This window comes from Stygiolobus caldivivus (assembly GCF_019704315.1).
Lineage (GTDB): Archaea > Thermoproteota > Thermoprotei_A > Sulfolobales > Sulfolobaceae > Stygiolobus > Stygiolobus caldivivus.
Map to the genome: position 1 here is coordinate 1,862,985 of NZ_AP024597.1, position 25,275 is coordinate 1,888,259.

General features: G+C 35.4%; 28 protein-coding genes and 3 tRNA genes. 6 read left to right on the forward strand and 25 right to left on the reverse strand.

Annotated features, from left to right (window positions below):
- Positions 1 to 34 precede the first annotated feature (34 nt).
- From KN1_RS08855 to argC, 11 genes are all read right to left on the reverse strand, one after another.
- A tRNA-Lys gene (locus KN1_RS08855) sits at positions 35 to 133 on the reverse strand.
- A gap of 135 nt (positions 134 to 268) precedes the next feature.
- On the reverse strand, positions 269 to 550 hold the full coding sequence (locus KN1_RS08860) for a signal recognition particle subunit SRP19/SEC65 family protein (RefSeq protein WP_221287177.1): 282 nt from the start codon (positions 548 to 550) through the stop codon (positions 269 to 271).
- A complete protein-coding gene (locus KN1_RS08865; protein WP_221287179.1) occupies positions 547 to 933 on the reverse strand; it encodes a 30S ribosomal protein S8e in 387 nt (128 codons plus the stop codon). The genes KN1_RS08860 and KN1_RS08865 overlap by 4 nt, the downstream gene beginning before the upstream one ends.
- 33 nt (positions 934 to 966) lie before the next feature.
- The gene (uppS, locus tag KN1_RS08870) at positions 967 to 1,755 is read right to left on the reverse strand and encodes a polyprenyl diphosphate synthase (protein ID WP_221287183.1); all 789 of its coding nucleotides are present in this window, start codon (positions 1,753 to 1,755) and stop codon (positions 967 to 969) included.
- Positions 1,737 to 2,780, reverse strand: coding sequence for an N-acetyl-lysine deacetylase (locus KN1_RS08875; protein WP_221287185.1), 1,044 nt, complete (start codon positions 2,778 to 2,780; stop codon positions 1,737 to 1,739). Before KN1_RS08875 ends, uppS begins: the two co-directional genes overlap by 19 nt.
- The gene (gene lysJ / locus KN1_RS08880) at positions 2,728 to 3,891 is read right to left on the reverse strand and encodes a [LysW]-aminoadipate semialdehyde/glutamate semialdehyde transaminase (protein ID WP_221287187.1); all 1,164 of its coding nucleotides are present in this window, start codon (positions 3,889 to 3,891) and stop codon (positions 2,728 to 2,730) included. The genes KN1_RS08875 and lysJ overlap by 53 nt, the downstream gene beginning before the upstream one ends.
- Positions 3,888 to 4,742: a lysine biosynthesis protein LysX gene (gene lysX, locus KN1_RS08885; protein ID WP_221290631.1), complete on the reverse strand. Its 855-nt coding sequence runs from the start codon at positions 4,740 to 4,742 to the stop codon at positions 3,888 to 3,890. The genes lysJ and lysX overlap by 4 nt, the downstream gene beginning before the upstream one ends.
- A complete protein-coding gene (gene lysW/argW, locus KN1_RS08890; protein ID WP_156005030.1) occupies positions 4,739 to 4,909 on the reverse strand; it encodes an alpha-aminoadipate/glutamate carrier protein LysW in 171 nt (56 codons plus the stop codon). The genes lysX and lysW/argW overlap by 4 nt, the downstream gene beginning before the upstream one ends.
- Positions 4,910 to 4,975: 66 nt before the next feature.
- Positions 4,976 to 5,398 (reverse strand): HTH-type transcriptional regulator LysM, encoded by a 423-nt coding sequence (gene lysM / locus KN1_RS08895; protein WP_221287188.1) that lies wholly within the window; start codon positions 5,396 to 5,398, stop codon positions 4,976 to 4,978.
- Positions 5,398 to 6,198, reverse strand: a complete 801-nt coding sequence (locus KN1_RS08900; RefSeq protein ID WP_221287191.1) for a [LysW]-aminoadipate/[LysW]-glutamate kinase — start codon at positions 6,196 to 6,198, stop codon at positions 5,398 to 5,400. Before KN1_RS08900 ends, lysM begins: the two co-directional genes overlap by 1 nt.
- A 1-nt stretch (position 6,199) precedes the next feature.
- Complete coding sequence (argC, locus tag KN1_RS08905; protein ID WP_221287193.1) at positions 6,200 to 7,249, reverse strand: N-acetyl-gamma-glutamyl-phosphate reductase; 1,050 nt, start codon at positions 7,247 to 7,249, stop codon at positions 6,200 to 6,202.
- 55 nt (positions 7,250 to 7,304) lie between these two features.
- Here argC and KN1_RS08910 point away from each other — a divergent pair, with 55 nt between their 5' ends.
- Positions 7,305 to 7,733 (forward strand): hypothetical protein, encoded by a 429-nt coding sequence (locus KN1_RS08910; protein ID WP_221290633.1) that lies wholly within the window; start codon positions 7,305 to 7,307, stop codon positions 7,731 to 7,733.
- Positions 7,734 to 7,746: 13 nt separating this feature from the next.
- Here KN1_RS08910 and cedB read toward each other — a convergent pair whose 3' ends face one another.
- Both cedB and hxlB read right to left on the reverse strand, forming a co-directional pair.
- On the reverse strand, positions 7,747 to 9,531 hold the full coding sequence (gene cedB / locus KN1_RS08915) for a DNA import protein CedB (RefSeq protein ID WP_221287195.1): 1,785 nt from the start codon (positions 9,529 to 9,531) through the stop codon (positions 7,747 to 7,749).
- A gap of 54 nt (positions 9,532 to 9,585) precedes the next feature.
- On the reverse strand, positions 9,586 to 10,188 hold the full coding sequence (hxlB, locus tag KN1_RS08920; RefSeq protein WP_338057021.1) for a 6-phospho-3-hexuloisomerase: 603 nt from the start codon (positions 10,186 to 10,188) through the stop codon (positions 9,586 to 9,588).
- A gap of 135 nt (positions 10,189 to 10,323) precedes the next feature.
- Here hxlB and KN1_RS08925 point away from each other — a divergent pair, with 135 nt between their 5' ends.
- Entirely contained in the window at positions 10,324 to 10,626 is a 303-nt protein-coding gene (locus tag KN1_RS08925) for a hypothetical protein (protein WP_221287199.1), read from the forward strand.
- Complete coding sequence (locus KN1_RS08930; protein WP_221287201.1) at positions 10,610 to 11,410, forward strand: carbohydrate kinase family protein; 801 nt, start codon at positions 10,610 to 10,612, stop codon at positions 11,408 to 11,410. The genes KN1_RS08925 and KN1_RS08930 overlap by 17 nt, the downstream gene beginning before the upstream one ends.
- On the opposite strand, the gene KN1_RS08935 is transcribed toward KN1_RS08930, so the two are convergent.
- Positions 11,370 to 12,239, reverse strand: coding sequence for an NAD(P)/FAD-dependent oxidoreductase (locus KN1_RS08935; RefSeq protein ID WP_221287203.1), 870 nt, complete (start codon positions 12,237 to 12,239; stop codon positions 11,370 to 11,372). The two genes, KN1_RS08930 and KN1_RS08935, sit on opposite strands and share 41 nt — an antisense overlap.
- 4 nt (positions 12,240 to 12,243) lie before the next feature.
- Complete coding sequence (locus KN1_RS08940; RefSeq protein ID WP_221287208.1) at positions 12,244 to 12,525, reverse strand: hypothetical protein; 282 nt, start codon at positions 12,523 to 12,525, stop codon at positions 12,244 to 12,246.
- Positions 12,526 to 12,583: 58 nt separating this feature from the next.
- Between KN1_RS08940 and KN1_RS08945 the strand changes: the two genes are divergently transcribed.
- The gene (locus tag KN1_RS08945) at positions 12,584 to 12,811 is read left to right on the forward strand and encodes a hypothetical protein (RefSeq protein ID WP_221287209.1); all 228 of its coding nucleotides are present in this window, start codon (positions 12,584 to 12,586) and stop codon (positions 12,809 to 12,811) included.
- Between the two features lie 23 nt (positions 12,812 to 12,834).
- A tRNA-Val gene (locus KN1_RS08950) sits at positions 12,835 to 12,924 on the forward strand.
- Positions 12,925 to 13,738: 814 nt separating this feature from the next.
- On the opposite strand, the gene KN1_RS08955 is transcribed toward KN1_RS08950, so the two are convergent.
- The 4 genes from KN1_RS08955 to KN1_RS08970 all read right to left on the reverse strand — a co-directional run bounded on the left by KN1_RS08955 (position 13,739) and on the right by KN1_RS08970 (position 16,186).
- Positions 13,739 to 13,834 (reverse strand) — tRNA-Ser (locus KN1_RS08955).
- 68 nt (positions 13,835 to 13,902) lie between these two features.
- Entirely contained in the window at positions 13,903 to 14,211 is a 309-nt protein-coding gene (gene rpsJ / locus KN1_RS08960; RefSeq protein WP_221287210.1) for a 30S ribosomal protein S10, read from the reverse strand.
- Positions 14,212 to 14,236: 25 nt separating this feature from the next.
- Positions 14,237 to 15,544, reverse strand: coding sequence for a translation elongation factor EF-1 subunit alpha (tuf, locus tag KN1_RS08965; protein ID WP_221287211.1), 1,308 nt, complete (start codon positions 15,542 to 15,544; stop codon positions 14,237 to 14,239).
- A gap of 57 nt (positions 15,545 to 15,601) precedes the next feature.
- Positions 15,602 to 16,186, reverse strand: a complete 585-nt coding sequence (locus KN1_RS08970; protein ID WP_221287213.1) for a 30S ribosomal protein S7 — start codon at positions 16,184 to 16,186, stop codon at positions 15,602 to 15,604.
- 84 nt (positions 16,187 to 16,270) lie between these two features.
- Between KN1_RS08970 and KN1_RS08975 the strand changes: the two genes are divergently transcribed.
- The gene (locus tag KN1_RS08975) at positions 16,271 to 16,768 is read left to right on the forward strand and encodes a bifunctional nuclease family protein (protein ID WP_221287215.1); all 498 of its coding nucleotides are present in this window, start codon (positions 16,271 to 16,273) and stop codon (positions 16,766 to 16,768) included.
- Positions 16,769 to 16,866: 98 nt separating this feature from the next.
- Here KN1_RS08975 and KN1_RS08980 read toward each other — a convergent pair whose 3' ends face one another.
- The 6 genes from KN1_RS08980 to KN1_RS09005 are packed head-to-tail and all read right to left on the reverse strand — an operon-like array spanning position 16,867 to position 25,275.
- Positions 16,867 to 17,310 (reverse strand): 30S ribosomal protein S12, encoded by a 444-nt coding sequence (locus KN1_RS08980; RefSeq protein WP_221287218.1) that lies wholly within the window; start codon positions 17,308 to 17,310, stop codon positions 16,867 to 16,869.
- Between the two features lie 10 nt (positions 17,311 to 17,320).
- Complete coding sequence (locus KN1_RS08985; protein WP_221287220.1) at positions 17,321 to 17,752, reverse strand: NusA-like transcription termination signal-binding factor; 432 nt, start codon at positions 17,750 to 17,752, stop codon at positions 17,321 to 17,323.
- 15 nt (positions 17,753 to 17,767) lie between these two features.
- Positions 17,768 to 18,073 (reverse strand): 50S ribosomal protein L30e, encoded by a 306-nt coding sequence (locus KN1_RS08990; RefSeq protein WP_221287222.1) that lies wholly within the window; start codon positions 18,071 to 18,073, stop codon positions 17,768 to 17,770.
- A 5-nt stretch (positions 18,074 to 18,078) separates the two neighbouring features.
- Positions 18,079 to 19,257 carry a DNA-directed RNA polymerase subunit A'' gene (gene rpoA2, locus KN1_RS08995; RefSeq protein ID WP_221287224.1) on the reverse strand — a complete coding sequence of 393 codons (1,179 nt, stop codon included), beginning with the start codon at positions 19,255 to 19,257 and terminating at the stop codon, positions 18,079 to 18,081.
- A gap of 5 nt (positions 19,258 to 19,262) precedes the next feature.
- Complete coding sequence (rpoA1, locus tag KN1_RS09000; RefSeq protein WP_221287226.1) at positions 19,263 to 21,905, reverse strand: DNA-directed RNA polymerase subunit A'; 2,643 nt, start codon at positions 21,903 to 21,905, stop codon at positions 19,263 to 19,265.
- On the reverse strand, positions 21,898 to 25,275 hold the full coding sequence (locus tag KN1_RS09005) for a DNA-directed RNA polymerase subunit B (protein WP_221287228.1): 3,378 nt from the start codon (positions 25,273 to 25,275) through the stop codon (positions 21,898 to 21,900). Before KN1_RS09005 ends, rpoA1 begins: the two co-directional genes overlap by 8 nt.

Genomic DNA, 25,275 nt, shown 5'->3' on the forward strand with positions numbered 1-25,275 from the left:
TAAGACTAGTACAACTATTGAATTTATAATAGCGCGGGCCCGCCGGGATTTGAACCCGGGACCTACGGGTACCTCCTCTACCTGGCTCTATAAGTTAAGAGCCCGCCGCTCCACCTGGCTGAGCTACGGGCCCAGCAAAAAACAAACATAAAATAAAGTATAAAAGATTTACTAAATAAATTAAGGGAATGAGAGTACATCAAGATTATAAGCAAAAATATTTGTAAGTTTTACATTTAAAATTAATTTTATAATAAAATTAAGATAATTATTTAAGTCGATTCAGCTCTTCGTTTATCATCTTAATAATCTTATATTTACCATATTTCTTCTTAACTACGAGTAATCCGGCTATTCCTGTTGAAGGATGTATCTTGTCTTGGTATACTTCAGGTTCTAAACCTAATTCTGAAGTAATTTTGAGTATTACATTAAAATCTATTTTTTTATTTTGAACTTTTTTTATTTTTCTACCCTTATTCCTACTAGGTGCCAAGAAGTAGGCTAACCATATAGCTATCTTTTCTCCCTTATAGTCTCTTAAACTCATTCCTTAATTAGCACCGCGTTAATAACTCCATCTTGGCCTGGCCTAGAAGTTACTTTCGCTTTTCCAATCTCAGTCTGTACTATCGTACCTTTTACTATTATACCTCTTCTCGCATATTCTCTATTTGCAGGAGTCTGAAGTACGTTAAGAATCTTTACTTTTTTAACTGTCTTAGCTTGGGGATCTATTACGTTTGCGTAAGACGCATATGCTAATCTAACCTTTATGTTCCCTCCTAATACTCTCTCTTTTACAATTACGTCCTTATCACTCAGCTTCGTCTCAGTAGCAGGAGAACCTAACTCATATTTTCTCTTATCTCTATGCTTATGTTTTAACCCACCTGTTATTTTTCGAAAATCATTACCCTGAAAATATCCCATACGATGTAGTATTAAAGCCGTGAAATATAAAGTTTAGGCTCCGAAATTCCTTTTTCTTCTCTGATAGGATCTTATTGCACGCCATAAATCTATTTTTCTAAAGTCGGGCCAATATGCTTCTACGAAGAATAATTCTGAGTATGCTATATGCCAGAGTAAGAAATTACTTATCCTAATTTCACCAGAAGATCTTATGACTAAATCAATATCGTCTAACTCACTATCATATAAGTATTTCTTAAAGGTTTCTTCATTTATTTGATCAGATGATATTTTCCCTAACCTATTATCATCTAAGATTTTTCTCACAGCATCTAGAATTTCCTGTCTACCACCATAACATATAGCTAAAGTAAGCCTTCGTTTATTATAATTCTCTGTCCTTTTGCCAAGTTCATTGATCAGATCCATTACTTCTTGAGGAATTTTTTCTAGCTTACCTATGGCTCTGACTTTAACTTCATACTTATATATTATATCACCATCTAATAGTTCCTCTAGCCCTGCTTTTATGTATTTAAAAATTGTCGATAATTCCATGTTTGTTCTTTTATCACAATTTTCTGTAGACAGTGCAAATACTGTAATATTTTTTACACCCATATCTAGGAGCCAAATGAGAACTTCTCTTAATTTTTTGTAACCATTTTCATAAGCATCTCTAATAGAGAGACTATTAGATCTCGCCCATCTTCTGTTCCCATCTGGTATAATACCAACATGTTGGGGAAAAGGTCCTTTTTTTATTTCTTCCCACAATATATGTTCATATATCTTGTAAATTGGCGAAAGAATAAAATTTTTTAAGCTTTCTTTGAACATAATTCTTCTATCGCTGATACATACGTATTTATTGATATAAATATTTCTTCCAACGATATGTGTTCATAATCTGTATGTTCAAGTTTTGAATCCCCAGGTCCATAATTGACAATATCACTCGTTATTACGCTTAGTATATTCATATCACTAGTGCCATATTTTCTAGTTAGAGAAGGCTTAATACCCTGTTTTATTAACCCTCTCATTATAGATTTAACCAGGTTTGAATTAGTACTAACCTTTACGGGTGGGATGTCTTCCACAATAACAATTTCACAGTCCTTGAATACGTCTCTGATCTTAAGTAATAGATCTTCCTTTGAAGATTTGACTGAATACCTTATATCAAAATGTACTACTCCGCTAGAAGGACTTTTATTAATATACTCTCCTGCATGAAATATTGTAGGAATTATTGATGGTATATCGTACGATTCAGGAAACTTGCTTACTCGAAGAATTTTATCTGCTATGTTAACAATTAAATTTGAATTAGCTGATGAAGAATGCTGCGGCTTATCACTGCATTTAATATCTACATGCAAAACTCCTCTGTACTCTACTACGATCCCTGAAGTATTAGAAGGTTCGCCCACTATTATGTACTTATACCTTTTACCGGTACTAACTAATTCCCTAGCTCCTTTACTCTTATTTTCTTCATCGGATAAGGCGGCAAAAGAAATAGAGTATCCTTTATCATTTAATATTGATGTCGCCATTAGCATTGCTATTAACGGACCTTTATCATCAACTGCTCCTCTTCCGTATATAATTCCGTTTTCATCTCTAGGCTCTATATAACCAGGCACAGTGTCGACGTGAGAGACTAACAGGATATCAGAATCCTTACCTAGATAGTAAGAATTAGATGAAGTAACTCTTAGTTCTAGGTTAAGCTCTTTTGAAACTTTTTCAAAAAACGATAATGCTTTATACTCCTCTCCTGATGGTGTATATATTTTTAAAAGTTCAAGAAGTAACTCTTTGACTCTCGGTTTTAAGTAATCCTTCTCTAATCGCATTTGCTGCTACCTCCATGTCATCTTGAGATATTACGTAGGGAGGCAATAATCTAATTACCGTAACCCCAGCTTTTAGTACAAGTACTCCATTATCTTGAGCAACTTTTAAAGTAGTTGCAGGAGGAAACCTAGAATCTATACCTATCATAAGTCCTTTACCCCTTATTTCTTTAACAGATTTCAGATCTGCTAATTTGTCCTTTAGTATCTTCATAAAGAGTTCGCCCTTATGGTATGCTTGTTCTGGCACTTTATCGTCATATAATACCTTACATGCTGCAGTTACTGCAGCCATTGCTAATGGATTACCTCCAAAAGTACTACCGTGATCACCTTCTTCTAATTTGCCTGCAATCCAGTCAGGTAAAAATAACGCACTCACTGGAAATCCTCCGCCTATTGCCTTTCCAGCTGTAAGTAAATCTGGTACAATACCATAATGTTGATATGCCCATACTTTGCCTGTTCTCCCAAAACCAGCTTGGACTTCGTCTACAATAAGTAAAGCCCCAACTTTTTCAGTAACTTCTCTCAATGCTCTCATAAAATCTTGTTTGGCTGGAATAACTCCGCTTTCGCCTTGTATTGGTTCTACTATTACTGCTGCTGTCTGTTCATCTATTTTAGATAATTCATTAATATCGTTAAAATTGAGGAATTCAACAGGTGAAACTAATGGTTCGAATGGTTCTCTGTACTTTTTATTCCAGGTGACCGAGAGAGATCCAGAAGTCCTTCCGTGAAATGCGTTTTTGAAAGCAATAATCTTTTTTCTACCCGTTATTTTTCTGGCCGTTTTAAGTGCCGCCTCAACGGCTTCCGTACCGCTATTAAGTAAGATGATATTATCCATATTATCTGGTTTTATTTTATCTACCATACTAACCATTTCATCCTTGATAGGCGTAGAAAAAGAATTGGAGAGAGTAATAATCTGATCCATCTGCCGCCGCAAATAATCAACTACTATCTTGTTCCTATGACCTAGAAAAGCTACACCTATTCCAGTATGCATATCAATGTATTTTTTACCGTTGATATCCCATACATATTGTCCCTCTCCTTTAACTATCTTTAGTCCTCTATCCCCATAAAGTTGGATTAGTTTCATTTTTTAACCCACTCCGCTATTTTTTTAACTAAAAACTGTGACACATTAAAGTTATTTACGCGAACGGTATTTTTATACTCAGGTACACCGTTAACCTCATTAACTATATATCCTCTTTCTTTATCTTCAAAAATATCTATTCCTAGAAAGAATCCGCCTATAACTTCCTTTACCTTTAGGGCTAAGTCTTCTAATTCATCATCAATCTTAAGGGGCTCTGCTCTGGCTCCTAACGCTGTGTTGGTTTTCCAGTTTCTCTCATTAACCCTATAAATTCCTACTGGTGCCTCATCTCCGATAACAAATATTCTTATATCTCTACTGGGCTTTTCTACGAACTCTTGTATAAAGTAAGCATACCTATACTGCGATGATGTATATTCTTGGTACTCAAGTAAGCTCATTAGTGTATCTTTATCGTTAGCCTTAGCTACCATTCTTCCCCAACTTCCCTCAATAGGCTTTACTACTACAGGGTAGCCTAATTTCTCTGTTGATTCTAAAGCTTTTTCTCTAGAAAAAGTGATAAGTGTTACAGGTATTTTGATATTATGCTTGTTCAATAATGCTAATGTATAAAGCTTATTTTCACATTTATTTAACGTAGTAGAATCATTTATCACCTTATAGTTATATCCTTCAAATATTAGGGATGTTAATATAGCTCGAGCATGACTGGTATTTCTCTGAATGATAACATCTGCTTCCAGATTTAAATTAGAGCTATCACCTAAGAAAGTATAAAAATCTTTAGTAAAAATTGGCACTACACTATGACCCAGCTTCTTGGCTTCTTCTATTAAATTTCTCTCCTCCCATCTTACTAGATCATATGATACCCCTAAAATCACTCTCCCCAATCCTCTCCTACCTGCTCAGCTAATCTCACTGATAGGCGGCCATTATCGTTAAAAACTTCTAGTTGTGCGCCACATTCATGTTCAATTATTTCGCCAGGTAAGGCGTCATCTGGTATTTCTACCGGATTGCCACATATCGGACATTTTGCGGTTACCATTTGGGATCAAGGTATTCCATATGAGTTTGTAGTTGATAAGTTTTTATGATAATCAGTGGTTTGAAATTAAAACCATACACGTAATACAATTGTGCTAGTTGTACTTATAACACCTTGTAAACTTCTTATCTCATCTATCGTTTTATTGATAGCAGCAATATTATTTCCTCTAACTAAAGCTAAAATATCATAGTCTCCAGTGGTTTCATAAACAGTTTCAACGCCTGATATTTTTACAATTTTCTTAGATATTTCTGGTGTAGGAATTTGCGGTGCAGTTTTTACCATGACTATAGCCCTGATTTCATTTTCTAGTTCATAGTCTATCGTAAATCTTTTTATGATCCCAGCCTTAATTAGCCTCTCTATTCGTTTTCTCGCAGCAGCTTCGCTTATTTTTAATTCCCGTGCAATGCTAGTATACGATGTCCTCGAATTTTTACGTAACATTTCTAATATTTTTATGTCATTTTGATCTATCTCTACCATTACTCTATCACCGTACCATTACCGTTTAAAGCGTTATTTATTGCATTTTTTACTAACCCGTTACTTATTATCACTCTTTTTACACCTCTTTCCACAGCTTCAGTGCTCATAAGAAGTTTCCTGTTCATTCCAGGGCCGACTTTTGCAACAAGTTCCTTAGCTTCACTTACCGTTAGATGATGAACAACATTATTGTCTATAATTACACCATCAACGTCTGTTAAAATAATTAAACTCTCAGCTTTTAATGAACTTGCTATGCTAAATGCCATCTGATCACCGTCAACGTTCAGTAGCGAATTTTCTTGCGGATCATACGCTAAAGGAGAAAATATTATAACATTAAAAATGCTTAAAATTGAACTTAGTACTGTAGTATTAACTTCTTTAATTTTACCTGTATAACCACCTTCTATAATTCTTTTTCTCCCCCTGTCATCTATTATTATTATTTTCTTTTTCCTCTCAGCTATTACCGTCTTACCGTCAGCTCCGGTTATAGCTATTGCAGGTGTATAGGAAGATATCTTTGAGAGGGCTTGTCTAGATATAAAGCTCATAGCCATGATAAAAACTTCTAGTTCTTCTTTCGTAGTATATCTACTTCTTATCCCTTCAGGTGAAGTTACAAATTTAGGCTCTATACCTAGTTTTTTAGAAAGTTCTGTTACTTGATCTCCCCCTCCGTGAACAAAAATTAATTTAGAATCCTGATTGGATGTAATAAAGTTAACAATACTATTTATAAGACCTTCAAAATTATTTTTTATAACCCTTCCTCCAGCCTTTACCACTATCATACTAAGCAGGCCTCAAAGGAGGAATTTTTAATCCTTCAGTCTCGTCAAACCCTTGAGAAACATTAAAAGCCTGAACTGCTTGTCCCGCAGCACCTTTCATAAGGTTATCTATAGCCGAAAACATCGTAATCCTACCCAGTCTGTCTTCTATTGCAAAACCAATATCGACATAATTACTTCCGATCACATATTTAGTATCAGGATATGGATGAATATTCCCTCTTATAACTCTAACAAATTTTCTATTCCTATAAAAGTCGACCACCTTTTTCCAGAATTCTATTTCGGTAATATTTTCGGACAACCAGCCATGAACTGATGCTAAGGCCCCTCTTACACTGCTTACAGCATGAGGGATCAAACTTATTTTTACTTCTTTATTTGCTAAGAGGCTTAATTCCTGTTCTGCCTCGGCAGCATGCCTATGGCCATCTGCGTCATAAGGCCTTATGGCATTCTGCCTCTCAGGATGGTGACTCCCTTCCGAAGGTTTAGCACCGCCTTCGCTGCTAGATACTTTTACATCACTTATTAATTTATAGACCTCTAATACTCCTGACTTAACTAGAGGAGCAGCGGCTAATATTGTAGCTGTAGCGTTACAGCCTGGCGAGGCTATTAATTTTGATCCCTTGAGCTCATCATAATGAAGTTCTGGAATACCATATACCGATTTTTTAAGTAAGTCTGGATAGGGATGATCATATCCATACCACTGTTTATATTTTTCTGGGTCTTTTAATCTAAAGTCAGCACTCAGGTCTATTACTTGTAAATTCATCTCTAACAACTTAGGAACATAATCAATAGAAACTTTATGGGGGAGCGCTAGAAATACGGTATCAGCTTTATCCCCTACTTTGTCCCATGAAAACTGAGAGAAATTAATAGAATAGAAACCTCTTAAATTTGGATGAACTAGAGATAAAGGTTTTCCTGCATATTCCCTCGAGGTAACATAAGTGACTTCAACTTTTGGGTGAACTGCAAGTAGTCTTAATAGTTCACCGCCCGTATAACCAGAGCCGCCTATAACTGCTACTCTTATCATCTACTAGTGAAAGAGTAGAATGAATTATAAATATTTCGATTACGAAAATGAAATCGTGAGTACTAATACTGACGAACTTAAGAAATTTCTTGAGGCTAAAATTGCTGAACTTAAAAAGGAATTAGAGTACTACGAGTACTTATACAGTATTCTAGAGACGGAGGGTTATAAGAATATTATTAAAGGAAATAAAGGAACCGCCGATGTAATTAAAAACAATAGGGGCGAAATAGTAGCTGAAATTTATTATACCCCACCGCTAATGAGAATCTTGTTCAGAGGAAAAATAAATATGAATAAAACTTATGCTAACGTGATAAACAAAATCTTAGAAATGGAAAAAAATAGAAGTAAAATTGAATACGAGGTATCCTTAGAAAAAGATGAATTACGTGAAATTATTATCGATAACGTTAAAGATGAGCTAACCTATAATAAGATAAAAGCAGGACTACAGTCTATACTAGAAAGATTAAGTTACTAACTTGTTTTCTGAATTATGCATTTGTAAGGGTATCTAATTTTATCACAAGTGATCGTGGATCTCCTATAAATCTGATTACTGCCTCACCGCGCCCTAGAAAAGTCAATTGACGATAGATCTCATCTTCACTGATATTAGCGAACCTTTTCATCTCTTCCCAAAACTTTTTATCACCATTATTCATAAATAAAAGCAAACCACTATTCTCTAAAAATATATCTGAAAGTTCACCTAAATCGTAAATATTTTGAGTAGCCATCATTAACATTATTCCATATCCTCTACCCCTCTTTATAATATCAGCCACCAAGGAATAGTTCTCGTTCTCGGACTTCAGAATAGTCCACGCCTCATCAATTACTAATGAAATTTTTAACTTATCATCGGCTATATTATACTTATCCAATATCTTTATTAATATCGAGTATATTACGAATCTTCTCAACTCTTCTGATTTTATAAGAGATAAATCAATAACATATATAGAGTCGTTTATCTTTTCTACTAAAGATGACCCTTTAGATTCTATGTCAATAGATTTTATCTTATTTATAATTTTAGCTAAATAGATTTTAAATTCGTCTGTTATATCTAGTTCATTTATTAGTTCGATTATGTTATCCCATGAAGGATGCTGATATTTATGTAATGCATCCAATATAACTTTATACAATATTGATGAGGAATACTTATCAAGCCTGAAAGAATTTGTAATTATATTCTCTATTTGAGATGCATATATACCGTAATTAGCCTTGTTTTCTGCGGACAGTAAGTCTAAGCTATAAAGTAAGGGATTTAGGACTATTGGTTTAATTCCATAATTTTTTAATCTAAGTTTTATATCATTTTTCACATCAAAAAATAGTACCGGAATTTGATATAATGTATTTATTTTTACACCAGTTGAAATTAAAAACTCGGTTTTACCTGATCCAGTTGGACCAATAACTAGTGTATGAGGATTCATTGTTGTATTTAAGTTCCAAAAGATAGGTCGTGAAGATTCTATTTCTCTTCCTAGATATATTCCTTCTGAGATTAGCCTATAATTGGGAGATTTAGGAAACGAAAAGGTAGTTAAATAAGGAACCTGAGTTGGAAATCCAATCTTTTCCTTAGCTCTAATTACTCCGCGGTCTAGGTACTCTTCAATTTCATATCGACTAGCTAGCCTTGCCTTTATCCCTATACTTTCAAGCCCTTTTCTTAACAAGTTTGCTTCAGCTAGAGACTCTTCTCTACTTTCGGCGGTAATTATAAAATAAACTACGTATTGAAATGGGGGTTCACCTTCGCTTATTCTCTTTATCATCTCTTGGACTAGAGATAATTCGTTTTTCGCTTTTTCATTAGATGGATCTGATTCTATTATAACCCTTAAATTCTGTGCCTTTCTGAATAAATTTTCTAAAAATTTATTCTTATCTAATCCCTTTTTCTGAAAAATTATATCAACGTTATTTACTATATCTAATACTTTATGAAACGATACTATTTTAGACCTTAAACTCTCATTGGTGAAATCTCTATAATCAAATGGGATATCATCGACTATCAGAAAAGCCTTAAAGACACCATTAATAGTAAGAATCCCGTTCTCGATTGAGTAGTTATTATTACTTTGTTTTTTGAATAAATTGAAAAAATTCAATTTACCTCTGAAAAGTTTCATTATTAAATTAGGTTCTAATAATATTAATGAAACTAAAGCTAGAACCAAGAATATTAGATTCCTTGAAAAGATAGATAGAAAGAGTAACAATATAGGAACTATTATAAGATGTTTATTTTCCATAATATTATAGTTTTTATAAGATTAGACAGACACCAACGAAAGTATGATGAAATTTTAAAGTTCGATATTAGCATGAATTTGTCTCAGATCTTCTTCTGTTTTGCCTAATTTGACCATTAACTCGGCGACTATACCGTCTAAAAATATCTGTGTAGTATCCTCAAAAAGTGTACCTAAAGGGGCTAAAGGTTCTGTGATCCCTAAAATTTGTCTTGCAAAGTAGTCTTCATTAACAGAGTACTTAGTCCTACCAGGTACTTCAACTACTATATCCGAGAGTTTTGCTATAGGACTATCAGCATAGCTAGTAATGGTTATAAGTATCGCCTTTGCCTCTTTTGCAGCCTCAGCTGCTGTTAATATTAATTTAGTCCTACCTGAGCCAGAAATAGCAATAGCTATATCTTTCTCCCCTATAGCGGGTACTATAGTATCACCTAAAACATATGCGTTATAACCTAAATGAAGAAGCCTCATTGCAAAAGCTCTACCAACCAACCCACTTCTTCCTGCTCCCATTACAAGAATTTTACCGTTCTTCTTATTATGATACATGTCTACTAAAGCATCAATCATTTTTTCGACTTGATCATGCTTTATCATATTTGCGGAACGTATTATAAATTCAGCTATATCGAACATAGTTTTTATACTCATGGGGGCTTGAAGAAGAGATGAGGAAGATGAAGACAAATTTTTTCTCCAAGTAGATTATATACACAATTGCTTTAAAACATTACTTCCGCTAAGTGACAGATATTATTTATTTGTAAATGTTAAAACTTATTATACATGTCCACAACAAGATGGATTCCTAAATGGAAAATAATCCAAATAACTTCTGAAAATAAAAACGTAGAAGTATGCTTTGATGAAGTAAGCCAATTGTATGCGTGTCCAATTTGTACACCCATATGTAAAAAAGGAGGAATACCTGATTACGGGGCATATTTTTTTACTATAGATGACCTTAAGGATCACCTAGAAGCTCATAAAGAATCATTATGGAACAAAAAGTCTAGAGAAGAGGAAGAGGAAGAAGATGAAAAAGTTAGGGTAGAAGAGGAAGAGGAAGAAGATGAAAGCCAAGAGTAAAGTTATGATTATCGGGAACTTTACATTAGATCTAGGAATATCTGAAAAGGAGCAACTCGGCGGGCCTCCACTATATTCAGGATTCGCGATCTATATGTTAGGAGGAGTACCCCTAATATATTCTTCAATAGAGAAGAGTCATTACCATTTAATTCCACATTTTTTGCAAAAAACAAAATTATTCTATTCGAACTCGATCCCCACTTTTGAGTTAATCTACACTAATAAAGGCAGGGTTTTGATACTGAGAAAAAAACCTGAAAAAGGAATTCCTATTAACAATATCGATTATAAAGATCTAGATGGTGTACTGGTTAATCCAGTATGTGGCGAAGTAAACGAAATACCTTCTGTCAACAAACCTTTAGCTTTAGACCTTCAAGGTTTTGTACGTTCATGCAGAGAAAACGAACAAGTTGAAATAAAACCTACTCAGTTTAACATTAGGGTTTCAAGTTCTTATAATCTCAGGATACTTCACGCTAATTATGAAGAAATAGATAGTTCTAAGATAAGTATAGGTAAAGTTTTAGAGATGGGATTTAGAGAAGTTTTAGTATCTTATGATGAAGACGGATTTATAGTTTACTCTAAATCTGAAATCAATAAATATAGACCGTCTAGAATTGGAGATTACAAAGTAGGTACTGGTGACGTCCTTATTTCAAGTTACTTTCTATATAGATTAAATAACTTCTCTATTTCTGAAGCCACACAGATGTCAGGGGAGTTTGTAGAATGGTTTAGCAATGAAGGACATCATCTATTGTTTCACAAATATTGAGGTTTTTCCATTTTCCCAACCTACCACAAAAATGTAATTTTTCTAGACTAGAGTCACTAAAATCTTCTTTATTACTATCCTCTAACACAGCATCCCTAATAACCCTGTATCTAAAACTCCTTATCTCCTCTTTCTTCAGCACTCCTCTTCTTTTCAGATCACCATATATTCTATCCCAAGAAGGAATCTGTGCAATAAAAGGAACAAGGATATAGTAAACATCAAAAAAATCACTAAGCCAATCAGCGATTATTACGTGAGAATATAGCACACCTTTATCGCCATCTATTATTACATTACTATCTCTCTTTGTTTTATTTGTAGTTAGAATAGCTTCGACGAAACCTATACTCCTTCCTTTCTTCAAACCTAATAGATAAGGAGGAACAGTAACGTAAACTTCTGAAGCCCTTATTACTTGTCCGTTGTTCAAAATAAACGTCTTATCCCCTTTGAAGTTAAACGTAGTAGATAATCTAACTTTAGCTTTTTTATATAATTGTTCTAGCACTTGTTTCATATTTTGTATAAAGTACACCTTACTGCCTTTGAATGTAAGCCAATCAGGGAGTCCCGAAACACCAAGCTTTTCTGTTAAATAATCCTCTTTTCTTGAGCTTACGCTGAGACTTACTTGTCTATGCTCTAAACCTTGGAATAGATTACATTCAGATTTAAGTAAAGGAGGATAAAGAGGAATGTCATAGCCTTCTATTTCTTCATAAGCTAAAATTCCGCCTATTTTATTTTGAGCTTCAACGAGAATGCTATCTTCTAACTTAGATGCTAAGAGGAGCCCAGCCAAGCCACCGCCTAAAATTAAGTTCACATTTTCATACTAATACACCAGACGATAAAATTCTATCCCATCTGCTATTGAAGACTCCTTCTACGTACTCATCTTTTACTTGCCCACCATCTATTACTTTTTTAATTAAGTCATTTATATCTACACCTGGTGGGACCTTAACCCTTTTACCATTGTATTCTAGTTCTACATATTCAGCTAACAAATCGTTCTCGAACACAAAAAACACCTTATGCTCCCTTAAATAGTCAATTACTTCCTTACTAATGAGCACATCATCACTGTTATTAACTATAATCTTCAACATATCACTTTTATCCTTACACCAAACTAGATTTATAAACCGTGTTGAAAAGTAATATCAAGTGAAATCCTTTTTAGGTTCAACAATTGCCCAGGGGAGTGGAATATTAGCCTATACATCAACTATTCAGGAAGCTGAGAGGTTAAAAGAAGAATTTAAAATTATATTTAGAGAATTTTCCATAAAAATTCTAAATTTAAGCAGTATTGAAGAAAGATTAGTTGCAATTAACCTTGATCCTGATCTTGCGGATTTTAGAGAAGGCTACGTTATTGCGATAGGCATATAAAGCAAAAAATCATAATTCTAAGTGGGCCCGTAGTCTAGCCTGGTTAGGACGCCGCCCTCACAAGTGAAAACTGAGTACGGCGGAGGTCCCGAGTTCAAATCTCGGCGGGCCCATTGTAGGGGGACATCTCCTTACTACCCCCTAATACTTTTATCTTTCAATTTCTCGTAGATTTCAACGAAGTCAATTAAGGAACCAAGATGTAGAAGAAAAGTTAAAAAGTTTGAATAGTAAATAAAAATAATATTGATAGGAGTAATATACAAATAATATCTGGGAGTTAATAAAAATCTTTTCACACAATCTTTTCCCTTAGTGTGCTAAGCTCGTTTTCAAACTTACTTACCCATTGTTTAGTATACTTGTTCACCAAGTTGTTCAGCAAGCAGATCTTGAAATAGTGTCCCTTAAACTTCCCGTTGCATATAAAGAGTATATCTGGTTAGGCGTAACGGTAAAGAGGCGTTAGTTAGTGAGTCACTCTTTAAGCCGCTATGAATCCTTACCAGTAATGATAGTATCTGAAATTTATTTTTTGCAAAACGAAGGGATCTTTGCTGTCTTCTTTCAATTCAACATAATTTCACGGTAAAAATTAACAAGTTACTAATACTTAGATAAGGCGTTTTAGTAACTATAATACGTGGCGTAAAGTGATAGAAAACAAGGCGCTATAAATATAGGGATATAATAAGGGAAAGGAAAGGTTGATATTATGTCTATAAATCGGAAATGGTGAATGGCGAGATAAGGGAAATTTACGTTTCATGAATAAAGGTTAATTTTTAGTTACATTTATTATGAAAAAGACTATAAAATTCTCTACTCAAGATACGATATTTTGATTAGAACGATTAAACTTAAGATGGAGAAAGTATATTTCTCCATATAATATTATCCTAGAAGAATCTTATAGATAATCAAATACGCCGGGGGCGGGATTTGAACCCGCGCGTGGTTGCCCACACTGGCTAACTGACTGTGGCTCCAGGCCAGCCCCTTAGTCCGCTCGGGCACCCCGGCACGCCCATATATGTTATAATAAGGACATATATAAAATAATTTGTGCCTAATAAGAAATAGTGTTTCTTTTAAATAAGTTGAATTTCAATGTATACGTCATCAGGTACTCTGACTCTCATCAACTGCCTCATAACTCTTTCATCAGCAGTTATATCAATTATTCTCTTATGTATTTTCATCTCCCAATGTTCCCATTTCTTCTTGCCTTCGCCATGAGGTAATCTCATTATAGGTACTTCCATTCTAGATGTGGGCAAAGGTATCGGACCGCTCATCTGTATTCCGGTTTTTTGAGCCATAGTTTTTATTTGATTAACTACAAAGTTCAAATTATCTATGTTAGTACTCCATAATCTAATCCGAGCTTTTGAAGGCATAAAAATTCACCAAAATTAAAAAACTTTACTTAATATCGATCTTTTTAGGCTTTACATCTGTTATTACTCCTACTCCTACCGTCTTACCCATATCTCTCATTGCAAATCTCCCTAGAGCTGGGAATTCTCTAAATTTCTCCACACATAAGTCCTTTATTGGAGTAAACTTAACTATCGCAGAATCACCAGCTTTTACGAATTGCGGATTTTTCTCCGCCTCTTTGCCAGTCTTCGGATCAATTCTTGATGTTATTTCGCTAATTCTACATGCAACGCTCGCTGTATGTACATGTAGAACTGGAGTATATCCTACACTAACTGCAGTAGGATGCCATATAACAATTATCTGCGCAGTGAACTCCTCTGCAACTGTTGGTGGGTTTTGTACATTACCAACTACATCTCCTCTCTTTATGTCCTTCTTTTCTACGCCTCTAACGTTAAATCCAATATTGTCACCAGGCTCGGCTTTCTCTATTTTAGTATGATGCGTCTCAATTGACCTGACTTCTCCCACTTTCCCTGCGGGCATGAATACTACCTTATCGCCTACTTTAAGTACTCCACTCTCTACTCTTCCTACTGGCACTACACCGACTCCTGAAATCGAGTAAACCTCTTGTATCGGAATCCTTAAAGGCTTATCAACGGGCTTTGGTGGTACCTCAAGCTGATCTAATAACTCTTCGAGTGTTGGACCATTATACCATGGCATATGAGTTGCTTTCTGTGTTACATTTTCTCCCGCTGGTGCTACTACTGGAACAAACTTAACCTTAGACATATCAAAACCAAAGCTCTTCATGAATTTAGTTACAGTATCTACTACCTCTTTATACCTCTTTTCATCATAAGGCGGATCTGTTAAATCCATTTTATTTACAGCTACAATCATCTGATTTATTCCCATCGTCTTTGCTAGAATTATATGTTCTCTAGTCTGTCCTTCTGCACTCATTCCAGCCTCAAATTCACCTTTTTTGGCTGATATTACGATTATAGCAGCATCAGCTTGGCTAGCACCAGTAATCATATTCTTTACGAAATCTCTATGACCAGGAGCATCAATAACAGTGAAGAAGTATTTCCTGGTCTCGAACTTCATAAATGTTAGGTTAATTGTTACACCTCTTTCTCTCTCTTCTTTTAGTCTATCTAAAAGGAATGCGTATTTTTCTGACTCCTTACCTAATTTTTTAGCTGCTTCTTCAGCTTCTTTTACTGTCTTTTCGTCAATAAAACCTCTATCCATTAAAAGCCTTCCTATTAATGTGCTCTTTCCGTGGTCTACGTGGCCTATGACGATTAAATTAAGGTGGGGCTTTTGTGACATGTCCTTTACCTCTTACACATTAATACCAGAGTGAACATTAAAAATTTAGCTATATTATTACCTTGAGCTTAACGCGATTCTCTCTATCTCTTCCTTTTTCCTTACTGCGAAACTCTTAGGATCATTATTGGCCGCAGCTATAATTTCCTCAGCCAATGCTTCTTCTATTGGCTTTGGATTATTAAATGAAGCATCCTTAGCACCCATAACCAGATGCCTTAATGCTAAGTCTACTCTCCTCTGTGGAGCTACGTCTACGGCAACGTAGTAAACAATACCACCATACATTATACGTGTAACTTCTTCTCTAGGTGCTGAGTTTTCGATAGCCCTAACAAGCACCTGCAGGGGATTTTGCCCAGTCTTAACAGCAATAATATCAAGTGTAGTTTTTACTATATTATAAGCTAACATTTTCTTTCCTTTATTCCTACCTGGTCTCATTATATTATTAATTAGCCTCTCGACAATAGGTACCTTAGCTTTACCAAATCTCCTATGTTCGTGCCTACCTCCAGTATGAGGCAGATAAAATGGCATTAAGTTAATATACTTCTTTAAACTAGGGTCTCTGACCTCTACTTTAGTGTCCCACTTGCCAAAAACCTTTACATCTAAATTTGAAATTTCGTATGACGACATTTTTCCTCTCCTTGCACTTATTTCCTATTTCCTCAAATATATTTATGAAGGGTTTAATAGAGTTTGTGTATCTATTATTTATTAATGCAGACAGATATTGATGAGAACTTAATAAGAGTAAAAAGAGTAGATGCCTTCTTTTATCCTCTTCATGCAATCCCAACTATGGTATTATACCTTGAGGATAGCAGAGAATTTAAAATGTTCTATATACCCCCAGAGATTGTAATACTAGTAAATAAACTACAAGGTAAAAACGAGTATGAGCAAATCGTAGCAAGCGATAACAGAGAAAGTATATACGACGTCCTTTACGATATACTTTCATTTTCATCAGACGTAAAGGAGTATCTAAAGAAAATAGTAAACAGAGTAATAATTGATGATATAGTGAGAGAGAGCGGAGTATACGTAGCTACTGTTGAGTTTAAGTTTGATGGAGTAATAATTGAAAAGAAGCTAATACCAAGTCATGCAGTACTATTAGCATTATTATGTGATAAGCCAATTTACGTAAAAAAACAGTTAGTAGAAGAACAAGAAGATGAAGAGAAAAAGAGAGGTTCAGGTAATGAATTATAGATTCAAACGGTTAATTCAAAATAATTCAAAAATTTCTTGTTCTAGCTCTAATTGGCTCTAATTACCTTACACTCTAAAATAATTTTCTAATTGACCATTTATCTAACTGGTTTTTGTTTTTTCCCTTTATATAATGCGTCTAATGAAACACCATTAACCATCACAACCTTATACCTTACACCAGGTAGGTCACCCATAGATCTTCCTAGAGTCCCACCTATACCAGCAATAACAACTTCGTCGTGCTCATCGATAAAATTAACACCACCGTCACCAGGGACGAAAGCAGTAACTATTCTTCCGTTCTTAACTAGCTGAACCCTAACTGCTTTTCTTACGGCCGAATTAGGCTGCCTTGATTCAATGCCTACTTTTTCGAGTACTATGCCCCTAGCCATAGGAGCACCTTCAAGTGGATCATACTTCTCCTTTAATTTTAACATTCTTCTTTTGAAAGACCTTTGATGCCACCTGAACTTAAGCCTTTTTAACTTGAGCTTTCTAGCGGCAAATAGTCCTTTTGGAGATTTACTTCCCGCCACATTTTTCACCTTATACTACAACAACTGAATCAATATCCATATACCTTTTTAATATTAACTTAGCCCTTTCAACATTTCTTCCGCTCTTTCCTATTGCCAAGCCCTTATCTTGTGCTTCAACGGTAATATACACTGTCTTTTTCGAATTAGATTCGACTAATTTAATTGTCTTTACTCGAGCTGGTGCCATAAGATTTCTTATTAAATCTTCTAAGTTTTCACTATACGCCACAATTTCTACTGATTTACCTAGTAATTTTTCTAATTTTCTAACATTACCTCCACTTTTACCAATTGCAATACCCATATTTTCCGGGTTTATTAAGAATATAATTCTATTATTCTTATCATCAATTATACAATCCCTAGCAGTAACTTTAGTTATATCCTGAAAAAGTGACATGTATCTTAATTCTTCTGATGTTAACTTTATTTCAGGCACTATTTAATTCACCTCTTACTTAAGCTCTAGAAGCTTCGATTCTCCTTCATCTACGACACCTATAGTAGATACAATAAATGGTTTACCGCATAAAGTACCTAGCTCTACCGCACTACCTTTATACTCGTAGTAAGGAATTCCTGAAAGTTTAGCATAATGAATTATATCATCTTTTAGATCTTGTCTTAATGTACTAGCAATTACTACTCCCTTAACTTTACCTATCTTCAACATCTTTAACGTTTTTCTCGTCCCCAAAACTACCTTTCCAGTTCTTAGAAGAGTCCTGAGCTCTCCTTCAAAACTTACACTTTCAGACATCTATATCACCTTACATTAGGTTTCATGGATAATTCCACAATTCCGGTACCCAATCTTATCGGCTGCCCGATTATAATGTTTTCTACTACACCTTTAAATTCTTCTACTTCACCTCTTGCTGATGCGTCGAGTAAATGCTTAACAGTAACTTCGAATGCAGCTCTAGCTAATACACTACTCTTTTCTCCAGTTACTCCATGCCTACCTATTTGCCTAACAGTCCCTGTTCTAGTCATAACATCAGCCACTAATAAAATATGTCTCATATCTACGTCTAATCCTTGCTCATCCAACACTTTCTTAATTTCTCTAGATATTAATTCTCTAGCTGCCTCGATACCAAATATTTCTGCAATCTCATGAATATTATTTGTCTGCAATTTAGATATATCTACTCCTTTAATACCAAGCAGTCCTTCGACGTTAGATCCATCAGTTATTATAACATACTCGTCCCCTTTTTTCTGAACAATAGCCCTTTTTATGCCCTTTATACCCTTTATTTTAGAATTCAGAATTTTCTCCCTCATTTTAAATAATCCAGTTATGCTATCAACTTCCTCAAAGTAAATAGTGAAAGTATTTTCGTCTATATCTTCTGGTCTTATTTTTCCTAGTTTTAATTTATAGATAACTTTCTTTACTTCGTCAGCTGTGAGACCTTTATCTTTTAACATATCTTCATCTAACTGTAAAGTGATTGACATTGAAGATATATCTAGGCTAACTGATGCTACTACATTCTCTACTTTAGTATATTCTATTTTTCTTGCAATTTCTAGTGCTTTTTCTCTGTCATACTTGTAATCATCAGTTAAGTATATAGTCATTATAGGCGTAGAAGGAGTCTTTCTTACATCAACTATTTCTATAAGTCGCGGCAAACCTAACGTGACATTTAACTCTCTAATTCCCGCATAGTGGAATGTTCTTAATGTCATTTGCGTACCAGGCTCACCTATAGATTGAGCAGCCACTATTCCTACTGCTTCTCCGGGTTCTACTAATGAATTTTCATACTCTTTAATAGCTAACTCTAATATACGATCTACCTCATCTTGGGTTATATCTATTTCTATTTTATATAATGTATCTCGCAAATCTTCTATTAACTTATCCGGCAGTTTATGTTTAACTTCTTCTAATCTTTTTTCTATGTAAGTTTTTATTTGTTCTGATACCATACCGTTCACCTCCTCCAACCTACTACTCTTTCTACTATTCTATTTACATCTACTGACTTACCGTGCGCGCTATACATAGGATGAACTTCGTCATCCCCGTAAGAAACTTCCATTACTTCTCCATATAATGATCTAACTGTTCCATCATATTCGATTCTTAAATCGGATAATGCATTAATTAGTCTCCTTTGCATATATCCACTTTGCGAAGTTTTAACTGCTGTATCCACTAAACCTTCTCTGCCTCCAGCAGCATGGAAGAACATCTCTATCGGAGTTAGTCCCCTAGTAAAGGAATTATGTACAAATCCTCTGGAATCAGGAGAAATGTCACCAGGTTTAAAGTGAGGTAACGTCCTATTAATATATCCTCTCCTTAATCGTTCACCTCTTACTGACTGCTGTCCTAACATAGCTGTCATTTGGGTTATGTTTAGTTCACTACCTCTAGCACCGGTTATAGCCATGATATATGCATTATTAAATGGATCAAGGTATCTAGTAGCTATCTCTCCCGCTACTTTTCTTAATTTATCTAGAGTATCTAAGATATAGTCTTCTAAACTCTCATCTAATGTCCTTCCAGGAATAGGTTCTAATTTTCCTTCATTATATTTTCTAATTAGATCATCAACTTGACTATATGCGTCAGCTGTACTTTGATCAATCTCTTTTAAAGCCTCTGGTGGTATAGTTACATCATCTAATGTCATTGTAAAGCCTCTTAATTCAATATATCTTATAAACATCTTGAAGACGTTATCCATAACCCACTTACCATATTCAGTACCATATTCCTTAATTAGCCAATGCAGAACGCTCTCAGGCTGCTGATTACCGATAGCTTTCTTATCTAGTACTCCTTCTAGTAATATTCCATTCTTAATCACTATGAATGAGTCATGTGGACATACTTCGTTCTTACATGCTCTAACTCCTTTAGATATATTAGCGATCCCATGAAAATTAAAATCTTTAGGTAGGAATAGACTTATCACTTGCTTACCTGTATAATATTCTCTAGGAGATAATATCGCTGGTTCTCCCAGATCTCCGTTAAAATCTGTAACACCTAAAATTGTAGCTACCTCTTCTCTTGTTAGTAAAGTCGTCTTAACAGTTAATAGATAAGCGCCACTAATGTAATCTTGGCCGCCTCCCATTATGGGACCGCCATATCTTGGGGTAATTATATTTTTATGTACTAACATTATTTCACGTGCCTCTGCAATAGCCTCTTCACCTTGAGGTACATGTAAATTCATCTCATCCCCATCAAAATCTGCATTATAAGGTGGACATACTAAAACATTCAATCTAAAAGTTCTACCCGGTAATACTTTAACCCTGTGTGCCATCATTGATATTCTATGTAGAGATGGTTGCCTGTTAAACAGTACGGTATCTCCATCTACTAGGTGCCTCTCTATTATATAACCTGGTGCAATACTTGCTGCCAGTTCTTTCCTATCTTTAACGTACCTCAAGTCTATTCTTCTTCCATCACTTCTTATTACATAGTTAGCTCCAGGCCATTTATCAGGACCATTTATTATATATTGCCTAATCCTTTCGATATTGAATTTTGTAACTCTCTCTGGAACGGTTAGAATTTTAGCTATAGTGTGCGGTACTCCTACCTCATCAATACTTATACTAGGATCAGGTGAAATTACTGTCCTAGCTGAAAAGTCAACCCTTTTTCCTGATAAATTACCTCTAAACCTTCCCTCTTTTCCTTTTAATCTCTGGGCTAAAGTCCTCAAAGGCCTTCCAGACCTATGCTTAGCAGGAGGAAGTCCAGGTATTTCATTATCAAAATATGTGGATACATGATATTGTAATAAGTCCCATAAGTCTTCTATTATTAGTTGAGGTGCTCCAGCTTCTATGCTTTCCTTTAGCCTTTCATTTATCCTTACTATATCTACTAGTTTGTGAGTAAGATCGTCTTCAGCTCTAATTCCGCTTTCAATACTTATAGAGGGTCGTATTGTTATAGGCGGTACTGGTAACACTGTAAGTATCATCCATTCAGGCCTGGCCGTTTTAGGATCATATCCCATTAGTTCAACGTCAGCATCTGGAATTCTCTCTAATCTCTCTCTTATTTCGGATGGAGTTAATCTAACTAATGAACCATTTCTTTCTTCATTGAAATAGTAAGGTTTATCGAGTTTAATTTTGAATTGCTGTTCACCACAATGGGGGCATTCCATGTTTTTAATGGCCACTTTTTTTACATATTCAACAAGTCTTCTAGCAGCAGATGGCCACCTATCCTTGATTGAATTATATATTCTTTTATATCTTTCTAGGTCGTCCTCTTTTATTTTAAGCCGTCCACAATGCCTGCAAGTGGCTCTTAAGAAATCGTAAACATGCTTTACGTAACCGTAATGTAAAACTGGCTTAACTAACTCTATGTGCCCAAAGTGACCTGGACATGCAGCAAGTGTGTTACCACAGACTGGGCATTTCTGACCGGGTTCAATTACACCCAGCCTAGGATCCATTACACCTCCTTCGATCGGGGTTCCGTCTTCATCGTATACCTCTGGAGTAATTATTGCAGTGACTGACATTTGCCTTATTTCATTAGGCGAAAGAATTCCGAACTTAACCCCCTTAATAACCTTCTCACTCATTGGAACCACCTATAGCTATTTTATCTCCTAATATAAGTTTTGGAGCTATAACCATACTCATAAGCTCTTGAAGCAATAATTTAAAGGCATATGAAACCGTCACTGGATGTAATGTACCCTTATCACCGTGAACTGGACATACGTACCTATTCTTATTTCTATCATACCATCCAATATATCCACACTGATCGCATACATAAATAGTGACTTTATCCGAGTTATCAAGCAACCTATCCTTAATAAGCATAGCAGTTCCGAACCCTATTAAACAGTCTCTTTCCATTTCTCCAAATCTAAGTCCTCCTTCTCTCGCCCTCCCTTCAGTCGGTTGTCTTGTTAGAATCTGTACCGGCCCTCTAGCCCTTGCGTGCATTTTGTCGGCTACCATGTGGTGTAATTTTTGATAATAAACAATACCAAACAATACTCTGTTCTTTACCTTTTGCCCTGTTCTACCGTCATAGACAACTTCAGTACCGTCTGGTAAGAAACCAGCCTCTAGCATTCCTCTTCTAATCTCTTCAATTTTAGGAGTTTCGATAAAAGGTGTTGCATCGGCAATCTTACCTGATAATGCAGCATATTTACCAGCTAAGGCCTCCATTATTTGCCCTATTGTCATTCTCGAGGGCAAAGCGTGTGGATTGAGAATTACATCAGGTACAACTCCTTTAGGAGTATAAGGCATATCAGCTTGGCTTATTAACATTCCTACTACTCCCTTCTGTCCGTGCCTAGTAGCAAATTTATCCCCTATTTCTGGAATTCGTAGATCCCTAACCCTTACTTTCACTAACTTATTACCTTCAGATGTTTCCGTAACTAATACAAGATCAACCGTACCCATTTCACCATGTCTAGTAACTATAGATGTATCCCTCCTTGCTTGTTCTGGCGCTAATTCTTTAAACTCTTGCAAGAACCTCGGGGGGCTTACTTTGCCTATTAATACATCTCCTCCTTTAACGTCCACTTCTGGAGATACTATCCCATTATCTTCTAGTAATCTGTAATAATCTTTACCTTTATATCCTTTAGTGCCAGCCTCTGGAATCATAATCTTATCTTCTTGTCCACCTGGATACTTAACCTCTTCTGTAACATATAATCTAAAGAACGTAGATCTATACATTCCTCTTTCTACCGACGATCTGTTCATTATTATTGCATCTTCCATATTATAGCCGGTAAACGACATTACGGCTAAAATTGCGTTGTTGCCAGCAGGACGGTCGTTATAACCAATAACATCCAGCATTCTTGTCTTAACTAAGGGTTTTTGTGGATAGTGAAGTAAATGAGCCCTTGTATCGGTTCTTAACTGATAGTTAGCAGCATAAAGTCCTAGTGCTTGCTTAGCCATAGCTGATTGGTAGGTATTTCTTGGAGATTGATTATGCTCGGGATAGGGTATAATTGAAGCCGTAATACCCAAAATTGCTGGAGGCCATATTTCTAGGTGCGTATGTTCTTTTGTTAGATCTTCAGGATTTAATGCTATATAGGTATTTTCTTCTTCTTCTGCGTCAAGAAACTCAATCTTACCTTCTTTTACTAAATCATCAAACGTAAGTTCTCCCTTAGAAATTTTTTCTATGTCCTGCTCAGTTACCAGAGGCTTACCATCTTTAACTATAATTAATGGCCTCCTAACTCTCCCAGAATCGCAGTTAATCCTAACTTCATTTATATACTCAGTTACAATGTGAGATACGTTAACTTCATCGCTTAACTTGTTTCCTCTTCTAGCCTCTCTTATTTTTTCGGCTAGCTCTTTACCATCTGGATAATATCCTATTAGCCTTCCGTTAATATATACCTTACTCCAATTGAGGTACTTTTCTACATCTTCTCCTTCTTCAGTCACTTTAGCTATAACATCTTCTACCCGTAATACGCCTTGATCATAAACAAATTTCTCGACAGTAGCTTCATTTATTCCTACTGAAATTTGTGCAAGTAAAGCTAAGTTTTTAACTAAACCACTATTAGGACCTTCTGGTGTTTCGAACGGACACATCCTACCCCATTGTGTACCATGTAAGTCTCTCGCCTCAAAATTAGGTTGGCCCCTAGCTAATGAAGAAACAACTCTTCTCAAATGGCTTAACATAGATAGCCAGTTAGTTCTGTCTAAAAGCTGGCTTACACCAGTTCTTCCTCCTACCCAGTTCCCAGTAGCTAATGCGTGCCTTACCCTTTCCGTTACTATGTCAGCTCTAACAAGAGCTGCTAATGAGAGCCTTCTACCTCTAACCTTTGATTTTTCTAGCTGATATACTAGGTCTTTTACAAAGGCCTTAAACGCTACTCTGAATAGGCTCGTAAACAAATCTCCTGCCAACCTAACCCTTTTATTGGCATAATGATCTTTATCATCAGGCTCTCTTCTACCTAGATAAAGTTCTAATAATTTGTTTACAGCGCTGGCTAGATAATACCCTTTCTTTTTCCTATCTTCTGGAGATGTACCTAAATGAGGTAGGAAATATTTGTCTATTACTTGCTCTGCTTTTTGTATTCTATTTTCTCTCTTCTGACCAACAGCTACTCTGTTTCCTATAAAATCTAACGCATCTTCTACTGTAGTTATAGAGCTAGCTTGTTCTAAGGATGGTAGTAGTTCATTCTGAATCTCAGGATCTAATGATACAGCGTAAACTATGTCACGATCAGTTGTAAATCCTAACGCTCTCATAAGAATTACAAACGGGATTTTACCTGGAACTGTAGCAAAAGAGACTTGAATGGTACTATCTTTTAATCTTTCTATAACAACTTGTACTCTATACCCTGCTGCTGCTGAAGTTACTTTAGCAACATGAGTAATGTTACTTCCCGATTTTCCATAATCCACTAGAACTCTATTAGTAGCTAAATCCTCTTGTGCTACTATAACTTTTTCTGTACCATTTACTATAAAATATCCTCCAGGGTCCTTAGGATCCTCTCCTATTTCAATTAATTTTTCAGGAGTTAAGTTTGAAGTAGGATCTGCAATAGATTTAAGCATTATCGGTAAATCTCCTATATATACCTCAACAGGCTCTCCTTCTATATTATTTTCTATAGGAATCATGGTTAGATATAGCGGTACTGAATAAGTCAAATTCCTGAGTCTTGCTTCCATAGGTGTGATATCCCTTAGAGGACCCCTATCAGTTTCTCTGATTCCAGGCTTATCAAACCTAATTTTTCCTAGTTTTATTTTTAAGCCAGGTATTTCTGTAGTTATCTCCCCTTGTTCATCTATTACTTCCTGAAGTTTATTACGCAAGAAATCGTTGAATGAATCCAAATGTTGCCTGACTAATCCTCTAACTTTAAAGAAAGATTCAGTTATAAGCCATCTCTGTTCTGTATTTAACAA

Coding starts and splice junctions, on each gene's coding strand:
- KN1_RS08860 (WP_221287177.1), bottom strand. CDS start 550: ATGAGTTTAAGAGACTATAAGGGAGAAAAGATAGCTATATGGTTAGCC.
- KN1_RS08865 (WP_221287179.1), bottom strand. CDS start 933: ATGGGATATTTTCAGGGTAATGATTTTCGAAAAATAACAGGTGGGTTA.
- uppS (WP_221287183.1), bottom strand. CDS start 1,755: ATGTTCAAAGAAAGCTTAAAAAATTTTATTCTTTCGCCAATTTACAAG.
- KN1_RS08875 (WP_221287185.1), bottom strand. CDS start 2,780: ATGCGATTAGAGAAGGATTACTTAAAACCGAGAGTCAAAGAGTTACTT.
- lysJ (WP_221287187.1), bottom strand. CDS start 3,891: ATGAAACTAATCCAACTTTATGGGGATAGAGGACTAAAGATAGTTAAA.
- lysW/argW (WP_156005030.1), bottom strand. CDS start 4,909: ATGGTAACCGCAAAATGTCCGATATGTGGCAATCCGGTAGAAATACCA.
- lysM (WP_221287188.1), bottom strand. CDS start 5,398: ATGGTAGAGATAGATCAAAATGACATAAAAATATTAGAAATGTTACGT.
- KN1_RS08900 (WP_221287191.1), bottom strand. CDS start 6,198: ATGATAGTGGTAAAGGCTGGAGGAAGGGTTATAAAAAATAATTTTGAA.
- argC (WP_221287193.1), bottom strand. CDS start 7,249: ATGATAAGAGTAGCAGTTATAGGCGGCTCTGGTTATACGGGCGGTGAA.
- cedB (WP_221287195.1), bottom strand. CDS start 9,531: ATGGAAAATAAACATCTTATAATAGTTCCTATATTGTTACTCTTTCTA.
- hxlB (WP_338057021.1), bottom strand. CDS start 10,188: ATGAGTATAAAAACTATGTTCGATATAGCTGAATTTATAATACGTTCC.
- KN1_RS08925 (WP_221287199.1), top strand. CDS start 10,324: ATGTCCACAACAAGATGGATTCCTAAATGGAAAATAATCCAAATAACT.
- KN1_RS08930 (WP_221287201.1), top strand. CDS start 10,610: ATGAAAGCCAAGAGTAAAGTTATGATTATCGGGAACTTTACATTAGAT.
- KN1_RS08940 (WP_221287208.1), bottom strand. CDS start 12,525: ATGTTGAAGATTATAGTTAATAACAGTGATGATGTGCTCATTAGTAAG.
- rpsJ (WP_221287210.1), bottom strand. CDS start 14,211: ATGCCTTCAAAAGCTCGGATTAGATTATGGAGTACTAACATAGATAAT.
- tuf (WP_221287211.1), bottom strand. CDS start 15,544: ATGTCACAAAAGCCCCACCTTAATTTAATCGTCATAGGCCACGTAGAC.
- KN1_RS08970 (WP_221287213.1), bottom strand. CDS start 16,186: ATGTCGTCATACGAAATTTCAAATTTAGATGTAAAGGTTTTTGGCAAG.
- KN1_RS08975 (WP_221287215.1), top strand. CDS start 16,271: ATGCAGACAGATATTGATGAGAACTTAATAAGAGTAAAAAGAGTAGAT.
- KN1_RS08990 (WP_221287222.1), bottom strand. CDS start 18,073: ATGTCTGAAAGTGTAAGTTTTGAAGGAGAGCTCAGGACTCTTCTAAGA.
- rpoA2 (WP_221287224.1), bottom strand. CDS start 19,257: ATGGTATCAGAACAAATAAAAACTTACATAGAAAAAAGATTAGAAGAA.
- rpoA1 (WP_221287226.1), bottom strand. CDS start 21,905: ATGAGTGAGAAGGTTATTAAGGGGGTTAAGTTCGGAATTCTTTCGCCT.